The following is a 17,908-nucleotide window of genomic DNA, read 5'->3' as shown; positions in this document are numbered from 1 at the left end:
CGCCATTCATCTAAGATGATATACTTTTAAGGTATGAAGAAGAAAATAGTATTATTGTTAGGAGCTATTGTAGTTACTGTTTTGACTTGGTCTGCTATTGCTAATCAGCATCAGCAATCCTATGTCGAGGCTGAATTAAGAGACCAAGATAAAATTTGGATTATCACAGATTTGCATTATTTGTCACAGGATTTATTTGATGATGGAGAGGCTTTTTCCTATATCGAAAAAACAGCTGCTGGCAAGGATTTACGTTATGGAAAAGAGCGGATGGAGGCCTTGGTTGAGCAGGTTGAGCGTGAGCAACCGTCCTTATTACTAGTCAGTGGGGATTTGACTCTCAATGGTGAAAAGCAGAGCATGGTTGAGTTGGCGCAGTATTTTACTCAGATTGAAGAAAAAGGAACGGCGGTTTTGGTCATTCCTGGCAACCATGATATTGCCAGTGGCTGGGCTAGGGTCTTTAAGGGGGATCAGCAGATAGTGACGGATCAGGTCACCGCTCAGCAATTTTCAGATATATTTGACAATCATGGCTATCAACAAGCCAGCAGTCGTGATCAAGCCTCATTGAGCTATCTGGCCAAGCCATTTTCCAATGCTTGGTTTCTGATGCTAGACAGTAACATCTACTCTGATGGCTACGGTAAAGGAGCTCCGCCATCCAATGGACGTATCAAAAAAGAGACCTTGGATTGGATAGATGTACAACTTCAGGCAGCCAAGGAAGCTGGAGTGAGCTTGATACCTGTTGTCCATCACAATGTCTTGCAACAGCATGCTATGCTCTCAAAAGGCTATACTTTGGATAATGCTGCCGATTTGAAGACCTTGTTCAATCAATATGGCATTCAATTTGGTTTTTCAGGGCACACTCATTCTCAGAATATTGTTGAAGAAGACTTGGGACAAGTCAGCTATACTGAAGTGGTCAATGGTGCATTTTCTATTTATCCAGCAATTATCGGCCAATTGAGCATTGATGATGCAAGCATGCACTATCAAAAAACTCAACTTGATATGGCTTCGTGGGCAGAAAAGCACCAGCCTAGTGATCCAAATTTGCAGAATCACCTAAGCTACTTACAAATCGTCTTTGACAATACCAGTGACATCATGATCCACAATGTGTCGAACGATGAACGGTGGTATGATGGCGAGACAGCAGATGCAATTTCACAATTTATCATGCCGGCCAACCGTGCTTATTTTTCAGGAGAAAAATTGGACCAGACTTGGCTTGATGAGACGGTATTTCCAAGCCAAGCCTATCAGACCTTGCAAGCAGCATCACCGAGAAGTTTCTTGGCTGATTATCTTGATGTGATTATAAAACGGAGTCAAGGTCGAGATGTGGAGCAAGTGACGGTTTCTAAATGATGAATAGAAAGAAAATCCCGCTTTTAAACGGGATTTTTCTATGCTTGTAAGGGGAGAATGATTTTTAGTTGCACCCAATTATCTTCCTTGCTAAGTGTGAGACTGCCATCGTATTTATTGGCAACATACTCCATACTCTTAAGACCGAATCCATGGTAGTCCTTATTTGTTTTTGAAGTTTCAGGGAGTTGTCCTGTGGATAAGTCTAGTGAAGAAGTATCGTAGTTGTCTAATCGAATGATGAGAAATTGCTGATGGCTGGCAACCTTTAAAGTAATCAAGCGTTGTTCAGGGTTATCTATTTTTTCAACAGCCTCGATGGCATTGTCAATGGCATTTCCAAACAGAGCTGAAATATCCATTACATCCATAAAATGGAGGGGTTCTCCCTGAACAATACAGGTAAAGTTGATTCCATTTTGCAAACAGTAATAATTTTTTTGGCTGAGAATGGTATCTAGAACGGGATTTCCTGTTTCAATCTTGGCGTCAAGGGTCTGGATCACCTCGCTCATTTCCTCCAGGTATTGCTCCTTTTTTGTTTTATCCGATTCTTGCTGAATGATGGCCAGTTGATGCTTTAAATCATGGACCTTACGGTCAAGAATCTCACTGTTTTCACGATAGGCTTGGTATTGCTTGTATTGAAGTTGAAACATATTATTGATAGATGTCAATTCCTGCCGTAAATAGCGATCGTATTGTTGAGATTCTTGGGTGAATAGGAGCAGAAGACCAGAGAGATTAACGGTTGTCCGAAGAATGAAAATGCTGGTCGAGTCTTGAAATTGGCGCGTGCCTGAGAGGATGAAGCCAATATTACTGAGAACAAAGATAGATAAGGTTGTAAAGACGGCTACCGTCACATCTCGCTGCTCAATGAATTTATCCAATTCTTCTAAGTGAACCTTTTTATCTTGTAGATAGATGAGCCAGTAAGAAAGTAGAGAAGTTATCAACAGAAACAACCCCTGTGTCCACAAGTTATCCACAGGTTGTTGATAAATCGTCAAACAGTAGAGATGCCAAGTAATGGAGGCTACTAATTCGGCAATAATAAAGGCTTTTGCTGTCAAATAGAGACTAGTCCTCTTGTGGATAACTCCAAGCAATCGAATGGAAACAAACATCCAAGCTATATTGATGCCCATTCCCACAGTCCAAAAGAGCAAGGGAAGTTTGCCAGCCACAAGTTGAAGTAAGATTTGTATGAGAAAAATCAGGAGGATGCGTACCTGTTTGCGTGACCATTTTTCAGACAAAACAAGCGAGGAACAGACTAGTAGGCAGGCCAAGCTTTCTGTTAGAGCAGTATAGAAACGTGGAATATCAGGGAAGTTGATCATAGTAGGCTATCTCCGATGAAGTTGGTTAGAGCTGTCATAAATTCTTTTTTCCTTGGGCGGCTAATCGGCAAGGCTGTATTTGTGACGTAAACAAGGCTTCCTTCCACTTTTTGAACGTGGGATAGATTGATGATATAGGCTGAGTGGGCTCGTACAAACAATTTACTGTCTAACATGGCTTCGAGATTCTTGAGACTATTATGGGTAATCGTTAGGCCACCGTCAACTGTGTAGATGTGGACCTGATGTCCTTGACTTTCTAGGTAAACAATATCTTCTTGATAGAGTTTTACAGTGGATTGCTTGCTTTTTATATACAAACTTTGTTTCTCTTGGCTATCGGGTAATTTTCTAAGAATTTTTTTAAAATGTTCCTCAAAGACAAAGGAGCTCAGTGGTTTGAGAAGAAAATCAATGGCCTCAACAGAATAACCCTGAATAGCGACATGGGAATGATTGGTCACAAAGACGATGAGAACATCTTTATCCACAGATCGAATCTTTTGAGCGGTGGTCATCCCGTCCATAATCTCCATCTCGACATCTAGGTAAATCAGGTCAAATTGTTTTTGATAGTCACTAGTGATATGGAGACCGTCATTAAAACAGCTGATTTCCACTGCAATCCCAGCTTTTTGGCAGTAGGTTTTGATGTAGTTGGACAATCTTTCTTGCTCGATTTTTTGATCTTCTACAATCGCGATTTTCATAAAGTACTCCCTTTTATTTTCTATCAGTATATCAGAATTAAAATGAAATTGTTAGCTATATTTTAGAAAAATCAAATGATAAAATAGCAAGAGTAGGATTATTTTTCTCAATTTACAAATTATGAAGGTTAAATGACAGATTATGAAGAAAGGGTTTTCATTAAGTATGTTAATTGATATAGTGGACTCAAGAAAAAGAAAAGGCTTACATGAAAGCCGAAACGTTTAGGAGGAAGTCTTATGAAGGCTTGGAAAAAACTTGGTTTAGCAAGTTTAGTTACTCTGATAGGAAATGTCGGAGTAACGGTATTTGCGGAAGATTATGCTAGTTCCTATCAAGCATGGGATGCAGCAGGGATTGCAAAGATTGTTTTAATATGTGCTAGTTTAGCAGTCGTAGCTTTATTCGCATACTATATTTATAAAGGTGTGAAGAATAAGGCATTTGTTTCCAAAAAATCAAAGATCTTTACTTCACTTTTGGCATTATTAGGTGTAATAATCATTGGTGCCAACTATGCTGTCAATATGTTTGTCAATGTAATCGACACCTATTTTGCGCCATCTTATGCAGATGAGACAAAAATAGCTGAGGCAGAAGAGGTTTCTAAATCTTTGGTAACAACTATTCAAGAAGAAGGCACTGTCTTGCTTGAAAACAAAAATCAGACCCTACCGCTTGAAAAATCATCTAAGGTCAATGTCTTTGGTATTTCTTCTGTAGCCATTACTTACGGAGGATCTGGTTCAGGTGCTGCAGATGAGTCCAAAAACGTCAATCTGCAACAAGGTCTTGAAAATGCTGGTTTTGAAGTCAACAGTGAATTGACCGATTTCTATACAGAAAACCTCCCAGAAAAAGAAGGTACCAACATCTTCTCTCTCAATGGTGGAGATTACAATATCTATGAGCCAACTCAAGACAAATACACAGATGAATTGCTAACAAATGCGAAGAATTTCTCAGACACAGCTTTAGTAGTTATTTCTCGTAACGGAGGTGAGGGGGCAGACCTTCCACAAAATATGGCAGAATACCAACAAGGAGACAAGGACAAGCACTATCTTGAACTTCAAGAAGTTGAAAAAGCTATGTTGAAAACTGTAACCGAAAACTTTGACAAGGTTGTTGTCTTGGTCAACTCTTCAAATGCGATGGAACTTGGTTTCTTGGAAGAGGCAGGTGTCGATGCGGCTCTCTGGATTGGCGGACCTGGTTCAACTGGTTTGAACGGTGTAGCTAATATCTTGGCAGGAGATGTCAACCCGTCTGGTCGCTTGGTCGATACCTATGCCTATGACTTGGAAACCAACCCGACCTACTGGAATACAGGGGACTTCTCTTATACCAATATTACTTATGAGAAAACTCCATGGGGAGCAAAAGAACCTCAGACCTTTAACTACAAATTTGTCAACTACCAAGAAGGTATCTATCTAGGCTATCGTTACTATGAAACCCGCTTTGTTGACAATGCGACTGGTCAAGTAGATGAGGCAGCCTACGATGCAACTGTGCAATATCCATTTGGCTACGGTTTGAGCTATACAACATTTGACCAAGAAATCACCAGTATGAAAGAGAATGGTGATAAGATTGAGGTCAATGTCAAGGTAACCAACACTGGTGATGTAGCTGGTAAAGAAGTTGCACAAGTTTATTACACTGCTCCATATACCGAAGGAGGTATTGAAAAATCTCATGTTGTCTTGGCTGGATTTGACAAGACAGATGTACTTGAACCAGGACAAAGTGAAGAAATGACAATTTCCTTCGACCGTGATGACATGGCATCTTACGATGAAAAGACTGAAAAAGCCTACGTTTTAGAGAAAGGCGACTACCAAATCAAACTCATGAATAATGCTCATGATGTATTGGATTCAGAAACCTATGCAGTTGACAGCAAGGAAGTCTTGACGCAACGTTCATCTGATAAGGCTGAAGTAACCAATGCCTTTGAATATGCTGTAGGTGATTTCAAGTATGTAACTCGTGCGGATTGGGCAGGTACTTTGCCAACTGAACGTACAAAAGACAAAGAAGCTAGCAAGCAAATTGCTACAGAAATCAATAATTCAAACTTCCGTATTGACGAATCTTCAGAAACACCGATTGATACGGTGACAACAGAAGATAACGGACTTCGTTTGGTTGATTTGATTGGTGCAGATTATGATGACGAGCGTTGGGAACAACTCGTTGCTCAAATGTCTGTTGATGAAATGGTCAATTTGATTGGTTATGGAGGTTATGCAACAGGAGCAGTCAAATCAATTGATAAACCAGCTGTTGTTGACTTGGACGGCCCTGCCGGTATCAACGGTATCTTCCAAGGTATCAAAGGCGTTCAATATAACTCAGAAGTCGTTGTTGCTTCTACGTGGAATACCGACTTGGCTGAAGAAATGGGCGATGCTTTTGCCAAAGAGGCATTGGCACACGGTATCGTTGGTCTGTATGCACCAGCTGTGAACATCCACCGTTCACCATTCTCAGGTCGTAACTTCGAGTACTATTCAGAAGACCCACTGATTTCAGGTAAAATGGCAAGCTCACTGGTAGCAAAAGCTCTTGAAAATGGTGTCTATACCTTTACCAAACACTTTGCCTTCAATGACCAAGAAGATAACCGTGAAGGTGTGGCGACTTGGTCTAACGAACAAGCCATGCGTGAAATCTATCTGAAAGCCTTTGAAATCCCTGTCAAAGAAGGTGGAGCGACTGCTATTATGTCATCCTTTAACCGTATCGGTACCCTCTGGGCAGGTGGTAACGGCGACCTCTTGAATACTGTCCTTCGTGACGAGTGGGGCTTCAAGGGAATGGTGATCACAGACTTTGACGGTCAAGACTATATGAGTCCAGACCAGGCTATCCGCAACGGTGGCGACCTCATGTTGACACCTATGGGTGACCTTCCAACAGCCATTTCAACTGGTACTGAAGAAGGGGTTGCAGCACTTCGTCAGGCAAGCAAAAATATCTTGTACACCGTTGCTCATTCTGCAGCCTTTGACATCTACAAACCAAAAACTAAATGGTGGATTGTTGTATTGGTAGCAAGCAATATTGCCCTCATCGGCTTGACAGGTTTCGGTCTTGTCAAGTTGACAGGTAAGAAAAAAGAAGAAAAAAACGCAGCATAACAAGGGGGCCTCCCCTTGTCTTGCATAGGAGACAGTATGAAAGAATGGATTGCCAAACACCCAGACTTGTGGGAATTTATCAAGTTTAATGTGTTATCAAACATAGCGACCATTACAAATTTCTGTGTTCTTTGGTTGTCAACAAATTTTCTCTTTACAGCCTTGTCAAGTCAGCCATTTCACTGGTTCATCTTCCATTATTCCGTAGAAAATGGCGGTTTAAACGGCTTTCTCTCCTTCCTCTTGGCCTATGTAGCGGCACAGATTGTCAACTATATCGTCCAAAGGAAGTTGGTCTTTGGAGCAGAAAATGATATTTCCAAGACCCTTCATTGGTATATCTTAACTGTTCTAGTTGCAGGAATTTTGTCCATTGTGCTACCACCTTACACTACTCAACTCTTTACATCATGGGGCTTGAGTTTGGGTTGGGCACAGACAGCAGCCAACTGGGTCAATATTTTCGTTCAAGTGGCTGTCAACTATCCAATGATGAAGTTTGTAATCATGAAATAATACTCTTCGAAAATCAAACTCAGCCGTTGTTGACTTGATTTGATGAACTTTAGTTCTATCTGCATCCGCGTCGCCTAGCCTGATTTTGATTTTCATTGAGTCTAAGAAGTAATAGGAGCAATCTCCCTAGTATTTTCTGGGGAGATTTTTTATAGCAGATTATGCCTAAAATCGGACAGATTATGAAGAAAGCGTTTTAATTGTATGCTTGGTCTGATATGATAGTGGTAAAGAAATAGAATGAGGAAAAGATGATGAAGCATCAGGAGATTATTAATCGTTTAACATTGGAAGAAAAAGCAGCTCTCATGTCAGGAAAATCTGTTTGGGAAACCAAGGATTACCCTGAAAAAGGAATTCCATCTATCTTTTTGTCTGATGGGCCACATGGAATTCGCAAGCAAGAAGGTGAAGGTGATCACTTAGGGCTGAATGCCTCTGTCCCTGCAACGTGTTTTCCAACAGCTGCTACCTTGGCAAATTCTTGGGATGTGGATCTAGTTGAACGTGTCGGACAAGGTCTCGGCGCAGAAGCAAGCAGCTTGGGTGTCAATGTCATTTTGGGTCCGGGGCTTAATATCAAGCGTAGTCCCTTATGTGGTCGAAACTTTGAGTATTATTCAGAAGATCCTTATCAGGCGGGAAAACTGGCGGCCGCAATGATTCGGGGAATGCAGTCGCAAGGTGTAGCGGCAACGCCCAAGCATTTAGCTGTAAACAGTCAGGAATTGCGCCGTATGGCTTCAGACTCCATTGTAGATGAGCGTACGCTGAGAGAGCTCTATCTGACAGGATTTGAAATTGCTGTGCGTGAAGGAAATCCAAAGGCAATCATGTCTGCCTATAACAAAATAAACGGCGTCTATGCTAATGAAGACAAGCGCCTCTTGCGTGACATTCTTCGTGACGAATGGGGCTTTACAGGCTTTGTCGTATCGGATTGGGGAGGCTCCAATGACCATGTTCTCGGTGTTGAAAATGGTAGTCATTTGGAAATGCCAGGTACAAAAAAGGTCGGTCAAAAAGAAATTATTGACGCTGTTCAGTCTGGTCGTCTGTCCGAGCAGGTATTGAATGAGCGCGTGGATGAGCTACTTGATGTGGTTTTGGAGTTGGCCAATGCTGAAAAACAAACTGTAGATTATTCTGAACAACATGAATTGGCCCGTCAGGCTGCTGCTGAAAGCATTGTGTTATTAAAAAATAAGGATCAAATCTTGCCCTTATCTAACGAGATAAAAATAGCCCTCATCGGAGAATTTGCTCAAAATCCTCGCTATCAAGGAGCTGGTTCTTCTTTAATCAACACAAGACAATTAGACAAAACAGTGGATTGCATAGCGGATTATCCATTAAATGTCATTGGTTACGAACAAGGCTATCAACGTGTAGATAAAGAGGATGGGGAGTTAGTTGACAAGGCTGTCAACCTTGCTAACCAAGCAGAACTTATTCTTTACTATATGGGTCTGGATGAAATGAGTGAAAGTGAAGGCTTGGATCGTCATCATCTAAGTCTCCCTAAAAACCAGTTATCCTTACTGAATGCCCTAGTAGGGACAGGTAAAAAAATCGTTGTTGTCCTATCAGCTGGTTCGGTTGTGGATATGAATTGGGATGTGGATGTAGATGCAGTTCTTCACGGCTATCTATCAGGAGAAGCTGGCGCTAGAGCCATGTTAGATACCTTGACAGGTCGTGTCAACCCGTCAGGAAAACTAAGCGAGACTTATCCTGTTGAATTGGCAGATGTTCCGTCTTCTGAGGACTATCCTGCTGAGGGAGATTTTGCCCTCTATAAGGAAGCTCTCTATGTAGGCTACCGTTACTTTACAAGTGTTGACAAGGCTGTCAAGTACCCCTTTGGTTATGGATTGTCCTACACAGACTTTTCTTACAGTCAATTAGAACTGTCTGAATCAGGGGTTTCTGTCACTATCACCAATACAGGAATGGTAGATGGGGCTGAAATTATACAATTATACGTAGGCAAAGAAGACAGTCAGATTTACCGACCTGTAAAGGAATTAAAAGGCTTTAAAAAAGTATTTATAAAAGCAGGCGAATCCAAACAGATTTTTATTCCTTTTGAGGAGTATACGTTCCGTTATTTTAATAGAGAAACAGGGCGATTTGAAGTAGAGGCTGGAAATTACCTCTTGTATGTAGGTGCAAGTAGTCAGGATATTCGCTTAGTTGGCGAGATTACCCGACAAGGTACTGTAGACCAATTTCCTGCTTCAGAACAGCTTCCGACTTATCTGACAGCCCAAGTGCAGGCTGTTTCATCACAGGATTTTGCACAATTGCTTGGACGTCCAGTTCCAGAAGAAACCTGGAAAATTGGTCAAGAATTGAGCCTAAACGATCCAGTTTTGAAACTCCAATTTGCGAAGAGTGGGTTGGCACGTGGCGTGCATAAACTATTGGTTAGCTTACTGAAAAAAGCAGAGCAGAAAGGGATTCCTGACTTGAACCTGCTGTTCCTTTATAATATGCCATTTAGGGCGATGGCAAAGATGACAGGTGACATGGTCGATTTACCGATGGTGGAAGGGATTCTAACTATTGTCAATGGTCATTTTTTCAAGGGCTTAGGCCAACTATGGAGAGCCTATCAAGCAAAAAGAAAATATCAAAAGCAACTTTCCTGAAAATGTGATAAAATAGTAACAAATTGTGTCAAATGGAGAGAAAGATGACCTTACTAAGCATTGCCATTCCGAGTTATAATTCGGAGGCCTACCTTCATTACTGTGTTCATTCCCTTGTAATGGGTGGTGACAAGGTTGAAATTCTGATTATCAACGATGGGTCGACCGATCGGACTCAGGAGATCGCAGAGGGACTAGAGAATCAATTTTCAAATGTACGTGCCATCTATCAAGACAATAAGGGTCATGGCGGAGCTGTAAATACAGGGATACGTGAGGCCAAGGGGAAGTACTTTAAAGTTGTAGATTCAGATGACTGGGTTGATATCAGAGCCTATTTGAAGATCCTAGAGAGTTTGCAGGCTTTGGAAGATGCAAGTACGCCAGTTGATGCCTTCATTTCCAATTTTGTTTACGAAAAAGAGGGGCAATCTCGTAAAAAATCCATGTCTTATCAATCCACTCTACCTGAGAACCGTATCTTCGGTTGGGAAGATGTAGGTGCCTTTTCCAAGGGTCAATACATGATGATGCATTCCTTGATTTACAGGACAGATTTATTGCGTGAGGTTGGACTCGTTCTACCAGAGCATACTTTCTATGTGGATAATATTTTTGTGTTTACTCCTTTGCAGGCTGTGAAAACCATGTACTATCTGCCAGTAGATTTTTATCGTTACTTTATTGGTCGAAATGACCAGTCTGTCAATGAATCCGTCATGATTAAACGAATTGACCAGCAGTTGAAAGTCAATCGGATTTTGGTAGATAATTTAGACTTGGAGGCGATTGACAATCCTGATTTACGGAGTTATTTACTTAATCACGTAGAGATTACAACCATTATCTCTTGTGCCCTTCTCAATCGTGCTGGAACAGCTGAACATATGATGAAAAAGCAGGAATTATGGCACTATATTCGGGATAACAATCCAGCTCTCTTTAAAATCGTTCGAAAAGGGTTACTCGGGCAATTAACCAATCTTTACGGGTATCCAGGCCGAAAAATTTCCAATGCTGTCTATAAAATCGCGAAAAGAATTTATGGTTTTAACTAAAACTCAGTTTCGGCTGAGTTTTTCTGTTATAATGAATAGAAGAAAAACGCTTACAAGGAGAAGACATATGCAAGAATTAGGACAGACAGGTTTACAGGTTTCTCGAATTGCTTTAGGCTGTATGCGAATGGCTAGTCTGACAGAGCAGGAAACTGCTAATGTGTTAGATACAGTCGTTGGACAGGGAATTAACTTTTTCGACCATGCAGATATTTATGGTGGTGGTGAGTCAGAAATTCGCTTTGCTCAGGGCGCCAAGTTGGCAGGCCTCAAGCGTGAGGACATGATTCTCCAGTCCAAATGTGGCATTCGTAAGGGCTATTTTGATTTTTCTAAAGACTATATTTTGGAATCTGTAGATGGGATTTTGAAGCGCTTGGATACAGAATATTTAGATGTTCTCGCCTTACACCGTCCGGATACTCTAATGGAAGCAGAGGAAGTGGCAGAAGCCTTTTATCTCTTGAAAAAAGCAGGGAAGGTTCATCATTTTGGCGTCAGCAACCAAAACATTTACCAAATGGAGTTACTTCAATCCTATCTCGATCAACCGCTTGCAGTTAATCAATTGCAGCTATCTCCTGCTCACACGCCTTTGATTGATGCTGGACTCCATGTCAATATGAAAGATGATGCTGCGACTATGCGTGATGGTGGGCTGATTGATTATTGCCAGCTTAAAAAAATCACTATCCAAGCCTGGTCACCTTTCTTGATTGATTTGCAACGAGGTATTTTTGCCAACCATCCAGATTATGCTCTTTTAAACCAGACAATTGGGGAAATAGCAGAGCGATACAATGTTTCACATGAAACCATTGTGGTAGCCTGGATTTTACGACATCCAGCTAAGATTCAAACCATTGTTGGGTCCATGAATTCAGAACGTTTGACCAAGATTGCACAAGCTAGTCAGATTACCTTGACTAGACCAGAATGGTACGAGATTTACAGAAGTGCAGGCAACATCTTGCCCTAGGAGGTGCTTATGCAGTGGGAAATAAAATCATTTGACCAACTAAGTTTACAGGAGCTTTACACTATCTTGACACTGAGAGTTGATGTATTTGTTGTTGAACAGGCCTGTCCCTATCCTGAAGTTGATGGAAAGGACCCAAACTGTCTTCACCTCTTAGGAATGGATAATGGAGAGTTAGTGGCTTACTTGAGAATCTTGCCAGCTGGTCTAAGTTATGACGAAGTTTCCATCGGCCGTGTGGTTATCAAGCCAAGTCATCGTGGCAAAGGCTTAGGTCGACCAATGATGGAGCAGGCAATTCGCTATATTACAAACGAATGGAAAGAAAGTCAGATTAAAATCGGTGCCCAAGCCCATTTAGAAAAGTTCTATAGTTCGCTAGGTTTTGAGGCGGTTTCAGAAGTCTATCTAGAGGACGATATTCCGCATTTAGATATGCTTTATACTAAACCAGTCGTTTAAGGCTGGTTTTTTAAGCCTGTACTCACAAGTCAAGTTCTATAAGGGATAGTTTTTTTTAGGAATACGGACTGTATTTTGAAAAAACTAAGGCTAAGTAGTTGAATAGCTAGTCTTAGATAGGAGTGCTAGACGGTGAATGCAGGTTATTAGATTTTTCTCGGCAATTTCCCCCAAAAATCAGCCATTTTATGGTAGAATGAATAGGTATAAAATCAGTAAAAGAGGAAGAAAATGAAACGTTCTATGTACGCTGGACGTGTTCGTAAGGAACATGTCGGACAGGAAATTACTTTGAAAGGTTGGGTTGGCCGTCGTCGTGACTTGGGTGGTCTGATTTTCATCGACTTGCGTGACCGTGAAGGCATTATGCAATTGGTGATTAACCCTGAGGCAGTTGAAGCTGAAGTGATGGCAAAAGCGGAGAGTCTTCGTTCTGAATTCGTTATCGAAGTAACAGGAACGGTTGTGGAGCGTGAGCAAGCTAACGACAATATACCAACAGGAGCTGTTGAATTACAAGTAACAAACTTGACAGTGTTGAACACGGCTAAGACAACTCCGTTTGAAATCAAGGATGGCATTGAAGCTAGCGATGATACCCGTCTTCGTTACCGTTATTTGGATCTTCGCCGTCCAGAAATGCTCAATAACTTCAAATTACGTGCAGCGGTAACCCACAGCATTCGCAATTATCTGGATGAATTGGAATTTATTGATGTGGAGACGCCAATGTTGACTAAGTCAACACCAGAAGGTGCGCGCGATTACTTGGTGCCTTCTCGTGTGTCCAAAGGTCATTTCTATGCTTTGCCACAAAGTCCACAGATTACTAAGCAGCTTTTGATGAATGCTGGTTTCGACCGTTACTACCAAATCGTTAAGTGTTTCCGTGATGAGGACTTGCGTGGGGACCGTCAACCTGAGTTTACACAGGTGGACTTAGAAACCTCATTCTTGAATGAAGTTGAAATCCAAGACATCGTAGAAGGCTTGATTGCTAAGGTCTTGAAAGATACCAAAGGGATCGAGTTGACCTTGCCATTCCCTCGTATGGCCTATGACCATGCAATGAACTTCTACGGTTCAGACAAGCCAGATACTCGTTTTGAAATGCTTTTACAAGACTTGACAGAGCTTGTCAAGGAAGTTGACTTCAAGGTCTTCTCAGAAGCACCAGTTGTCAAAGCCATTGTTGTCAAGGGTGTGGCGGATAGCTACTCACGTAAAGACATTGATAAATTAACAGAATACGCAAAACAATTTGGTGCCAAGGGACTTGCTTGGGTTAAAGTAGACAAGGGAGAATTAGCGGGCCCAGTTGCTAAGTTCTTGACAGACATTACAGCAAACTTGACAGCAAGTTTACAGTTGGAAGACAAGGACCTGGTTCTCTTTGTGGCAGATGAATTGGAAGTAGCCAACAATACCCTGGGAGCTTTGCGAAACCGCTTGGCTAAGGAACAAGGCTTGATTGATGACAGCAAGTTCAACTTCCTCTGGATTGTAGACTGGCCAATGTTTGAGTGGTCTGAAGAAGAAGGGCGCTACATGAGTGCTCACCACCCATTCACTTTGCCGACGGAAGAAACAGCTCATCATTTGGATGGTGATTTGGCACAGGTTCGTGCAGTTGCCTACGATATCGTTTTGAACGGTTATGAATTAGGTGGCGGTAGCCTTCGTATCAACCAAAAAGATATGCAAGAACGGATGTTCAAGGCTCTTGGTTTTTCGGCAGAAGATGCGCATGAGCAGTTCGGTTTCTTGCTAGAAGCTATGGACTATGGTTTTCCACCACATGGTGGATTGGCTATCGGTTTGGACCGCTTTGTCATGCTCTTGGCTGGTGAAGATAATATTCGTGAAGTCATCGCCTTTCCGAAGAATAACAAGGCATCTGATCCAATGACCCAGGCGCCAAGTACGGTTGCTTCAGCTCAATTAGAGGAATTGGCTCTAGACATTACACTTGAAAATGAATAAATTTTTCAGAAAACAGCGTGTACGCTTCTTAAGAAAGGCCAGAAAGAATAAGTTTTGGTCGGTCATTTTGGGAATTTCTCAGGAAAAATATGCTGAACGGATATCGGGGTCCATTATTTATGGACTCCTATCTAGTATCGCGGTGAATTTTTTCTTTAGACCAGGGAATGTTTATTCGTCTGGAGTTACTGGTCTTGCCCAGATTGTCTCTGCTCTGGCAGCTTCTTACGCTGGTTGGAATGTACCGATTGCGGTGGTCTATTATGGTCTGAACATCCCCTTGCTTATCTTAGCTTGGTATAAAATTGGTTATAAATTTACTATCTTTACCTTTATTACGGTATCCTTCAGTTCTTTCTTTATCCAATTTATGCCGCCAGTTACCCTGACGACGGATCCATTAGTCAATGCTATTTTTGGTGGTCTCATGCTGGGAACTGGGATTGGATTTGCGCTTAGGAACAATGTATCTAGTGGTGGTACTGATATTGTCTCTATTATTATTCGCAAGAAGACGGGGCGACAAGTTGGTTCCATTTCCTTAATTGTCAACATTATGATTATGTTGATTGCAGGGATGACCTTTGGCTGGCAATATGCCCTATATTCAATGGTTGCGCTGTTCATCTCCAGTCGCATGACAGATGCGATTTTCGTGAAACAAAAACGGATGCAGGCCATGATTATTACCGATCATCCTGAACGAGTCATTAAGAAAATCCATAAGAAGCTTAATCGCGGTGTGACCATTATCAATGGTGCTGAGGGTGCTTATAACCATGAGCAAAAGACGGTTTTAATTACCATCATCACGCGAGCTGAATTCAGTGAGTTCAAGCATATTATGAAAAAGGCAGACCCCAAAGCCTTTGTATCGGTAGCTGACAACGTCAATATTATTGGTCGGTTTGTGGAAAGTGACTGATTGACAAACACTACATGTAGGAGTAAAATAGTATTTACAGTCTACATGTAGTGTTTTTATTATAAAGAGGAAATGTATGAAGAAGAAAATATATTTGGTTTACATCAGTTTGAGTGGCAATACAGAGAGTTTTGTGAAACGCCTAAAGTCTTTTTTCCAATTTCAAACTGACTGGGAGATTGAACTGGTCCATGTTAAAGATTTGGTCAAGCAGGATATTCCTTTCTATCAGCTAGATGCACCCTTTGTCGCCTTTTTACCAACCTACTTAGAAGGTGGAAATGGAGTGGACAACGGAGATGTGGAAATTCTGACCAATCCTCTTGGAGATTTTATCGCTTTTGGGACACATGCAGAGCTCTGTCTGGGTGTCGTTGGCTCAGGCAATCGGAATTTCAACAACCAATATTGTCTGACTGCTAAGCAATATGCTGAGCGATTTAATTTTCCTGTTATAGACACCTTTGAACTTAGAGGGATGCAGAATGACATTGAACGCATTGGTCGGAAGATAATGGAATTGATGTAAAGAGCCTCAACTCAGCTTTATGCTGGGTTGTTTTTTTGTCACACAAAAAAACTCACCAGCGTGACCAGTGAGTTTTAAGGAGATTATGAAAAATATTTAGGATTGACTATAGTATACCTCAGACTATATCGTGTTTCATCGGTCTAAAGTCCTATTTGTCTTCTAAAATGCAAATACTCTGTCCTGCAATCGTGATTTCTTGCTGATCACGCTCTTCGACTGGAGGATAGTTGTAGAGAACTGTCTTATTTTTTTCACGTTCATAGGTAAAGTCGCTATCCGCAAAGTTGATGATAAATTGAATGGTCTTTTCTTCACTTGTCACTTGATAGCGAAGAACATATTCAGTTAACCAGTAGAAATCACAAGTTTCTTGAATGGTTTCATAGCTATCTTGGCTGAGAATTGGATTGTTTTTACGGAAGGTAATTAATTCCTGAATGAATTCGATATGTTCCTTATAGCGAATAGCTCGTGTCCAGTCCAGACGGTTGATACGGTCAGGGACATTGTAAGTATTATCTATTTCATCTTTTGTACGGAAAAATTCCTGTCCGCTGTGAATGAAGGCCATACCCTGAGAGATTAAGATGAGCTGGAGACCAAAACTTGCAGCACGTTTTTGCTGTTGAGGTGACCAGTTTGGATTCTCAATATGGAAATAGTCAAATGCTGTAGCATTATCATGGCATTCGATGTAGTTGAGGGACTGTTGAGGCGTTAAGAAATGGCTTAATCGGCTACCAGTCAGGAGATGTTGTACCTTTTCGTGTAATTGCTTATCTACTAGACGATTTGGATTGAGCAAGAGTTTCTTAAAGGTATCACGGTAATCGTCATTGAAGAAGCTGATTTCAGGTAAATGCTCTGCATTGTACTGGTGAGCTAGCTTTTGAAATTCGAGGCCTGTTGCCATTTTCCATCCTTCACCATAGAGGTAGACATTTGGGTGAATGGCAGATAATTCAGTTTGAATCTGGTTGATTGTTTCGCTATCTAAAATACCCATAAGGTCGAAACGGAAGCCATCAAAACCATAGAGTTCTAGCCATTGGCGAAGGGATTGTTTGATGTAGTTGCGGACCATACTGCGCTCGCTGGCAACGTCGTTACCGCAGAATGTCCCGTCTGTTCGCATGCCGTGGTCATCATAGCGATAGAAGTAGCCTGGAACGATAAGCTCAAATGCGTACTTTTCAGCATGATAGACGTGGTTGTAAACTACGTCCATAATAACTGAAATATCTGCATCATGGTAGGCCTGGATAGCTTCTTGTAGCTCTAGAATACGTGCGTAAGGATCGTTTGGTTGGCTAGAATAAGAACCTTCTGGCAGATTGTATTGCATAGGGTCGTAGCCCCAGTTGTAAACAGCTTGGGGTTTATTTTCATCCACACTGCCAAAATCATAAACAGGCAATAATTGAATATGGGTAACGCCTAGTTCTCTGATGTAATCCATTCCTAGCTTCATGCCATCCATGGTAGGAGACTCTGTCAATCCGAGAAATTGACTGCGATGCTTGAAACCAGCTTCTTTTTGCCATGAGAAATCACGGACGCTCATTTCATAGATAATTGCCTGAGAGATAGGTCGTTGGGTCTTAGCACGACGGATTTTATGAAGTTTATCTGGATTGATAACGTAGCTGTCACCTGAGTTGGCTGTGGAAGACAGGGCGTAGGGATCGTGAACGGAAATCCATTCACCGTTTACTTTGTGGAGATAGTGATAGCTGTGCGCTTCTAGGTCTCCTTCAACAGTAATTTCCCAAACTCCTTTTGCTCCCTTAGTCATTGCATGTGGGTTTCCTTCTAGAACAAGAAAAACTTGCTTAGAAATAGGTGCCCATAACTTAAAGGTTGTTGCCTCTGGTCGATAGGTTGCTCCCAAGTCTTGCCCATTGTATGTATAACTTTGTTCAAAAAGTGTCGAGCGAACGATATGACCATAGCCGAGTTCAGCTTTATTACGGTCCTGGTCGTAGATGGTATAGTCCTTGTCCAATGTCAATGCATGGAGGCTGGTTAGATAATAGATAACGAGATTGTCTACTTTTAGACAGGAATGGATAAAAAGTTGAGATGTAGCATCGGATGATTCGAGAGAGAAACTCATATGCTCGGAATCAAATCGTTTTTCCATTACTAGGCGAATAGTAGCTACATCATCCAGAAATGCTTGAAATTGTCGTAATGCCATGAGCCAAAAGGCT

At 41.5% G+C, this 17,908-nt stretch carries 13 protein-coding genes; 10 read left to right on the top strand and 3 right to left on the bottom strand.

All coding sequences use genetic code 11. From position 1 onward, the window contains the following. Positions 1–33: 33 nt before the first annotated feature. Complete coding sequence (locus P7J36_RS00955) at positions 34–1,380, top strand: metallophosphoesterase (protein ID WP_408550797.1); 1,347 nt, start codon at positions 34–36, stop codon at positions 1,378–1,380. 38 nt (positions 1,381–1,418) lie between these two features. Here P7J36_RS00955 and P7J36_RS00950 read toward each other — a convergent pair whose 3' ends face one another. Beyond that, complete coding sequence (locus P7J36_RS00950; protein ID WP_408550798.1) at positions 1,419–2,726, bottom strand: GHKL domain-containing protein; 1,308 nt, start codon at positions 2,724–2,726, stop codon at positions 1,419–1,421. Continuing rightward, positions 2,723–3,436, bottom strand: coding sequence for a LytR/AlgR family response regulator transcription factor (locus P7J36_RS00945; protein WP_024407731.1), 714 nt, complete (start codon positions 3,434–3,436; stop codon positions 2,723–2,725). Before P7J36_RS00945 ends, P7J36_RS00950 begins: the two co-directional genes overlap by 4 nt. Before the next feature lie 240 nt (positions 3,437–3,676). Here P7J36_RS00945 and P7J36_RS00940 point away from each other — a divergent pair, with 240 nt between their 5' ends. From P7J36_RS00940 to nrdI, 9 genes are all read left to right on the top strand, one after another. Next, on the top strand, positions 3,677–6,586 hold the full coding sequence (locus tag P7J36_RS00940; RefSeq protein ID WP_408550799.1) for a glycoside hydrolase family 3 C-terminal domain-containing protein: 2,910 nt from the start codon (positions 3,677–3,679) through the stop codon (positions 6,584–6,586). Positions 6,587–6,622: 36 nt separating this feature from the next. Then, a complete protein-coding gene (locus P7J36_RS00935; RefSeq protein ID WP_105121910.1) occupies positions 6,623–7,102 on the top strand; it encodes a GtrA family protein in 480 nt (159 codons plus the stop codon). Between the two features lie 254 nt (positions 7,103–7,356). After that, positions 7,357–9,756: a glycoside hydrolase family 3 C-terminal domain-containing protein gene (locus P7J36_RS00930; protein WP_408550924.1), complete on the top strand. Its 2,400-nt coding sequence runs from the start codon at positions 7,357–7,359 to the stop codon at positions 9,754–9,756. Positions 9,757–9,800: 44 nt separating this feature from the next. Continuing rightward, positions 9,801–10,814 carry a glycosyltransferase family 2 protein gene (locus P7J36_RS00925; RefSeq protein ID WP_408550800.1) on the top strand — a complete coding sequence of 338 codons (1,014 nt, stop codon included), beginning with the start codon at positions 9,801–9,803 and terminating at the stop codon, positions 10,812–10,814. A 67-nt stretch (positions 10,815–10,881) separates the two neighbouring features. Further along, positions 10,882–11,793: an aldo/keto reductase gene (locus P7J36_RS00920; protein ID WP_408550801.1), complete on the top strand. Its 912-nt coding sequence runs from the start codon at positions 10,882–10,884 to the stop codon at positions 11,791–11,793. A gap of 9 nt (positions 11,794–11,802) precedes the next feature. Then, positions 11,803–12,255 carry a GNAT family N-acetyltransferase gene (locus tag P7J36_RS00915; RefSeq protein ID WP_408550802.1) on the top strand — a complete coding sequence of 151 codons (453 nt, stop codon included), beginning with the start codon at positions 11,803–11,805 and terminating at the stop codon, positions 12,253–12,255. Positions 12,256–12,486: 231 nt separating this feature from the next. Next, the gene (gene aspS, locus P7J36_RS00910) at positions 12,487–14,238 is read left to right on the top strand and encodes an aspartate--tRNA ligase (RefSeq protein WP_408550803.1); all 1,752 of its coding nucleotides are present in this window, start codon (positions 12,487–12,489) and stop codon (positions 14,236–14,238) included. Continuing rightward, complete coding sequence (locus P7J36_RS00905; protein WP_408550804.1) at positions 14,225–15,163, top strand: YitT family protein; 939 nt, start codon at positions 14,225–14,227, stop codon at positions 15,161–15,163. Before aspS ends, P7J36_RS00905 begins: the two co-directional genes overlap by 14 nt. 76 nt (positions 15,164–15,239) lie before the next feature. After that, entirely contained in the window at positions 15,240–15,692 is a 453-nt protein-coding gene (gene nrdI, locus P7J36_RS00900; RefSeq protein WP_029179695.1) for a class Ib ribonucleoside-diphosphate reductase assembly flavoprotein NrdI, read from the top strand. 151 nt (positions 15,693–15,843) lie between these two features. Here the strand turns inward: nrdI and pulA are convergent, their stop codons facing one another. After that, a complete protein-coding gene (pulA, locus tag P7J36_RS00895; RefSeq protein WP_408550805.1) occupies positions 15,844–17,895 on the bottom strand; it encodes a type I pullulanase in 2,052 nt (683 codons plus the stop codon). Positions 17,896–17,908: the final 13 nt, after the last annotated feature.

It is taken from the genome of Streptococcus suis (genome assembly GCF_046032115.1).
GTDB lineage: Bacteria > Bacillota > Bacilli > Lactobacillales > Streptococcaceae > Streptococcus > Streptococcus suis_AJ.
The sequence above is the reverse complement of the archived record's forward strand: the minus strand, read 5'-3'. Positions and strand labels throughout refer to the sequence as shown.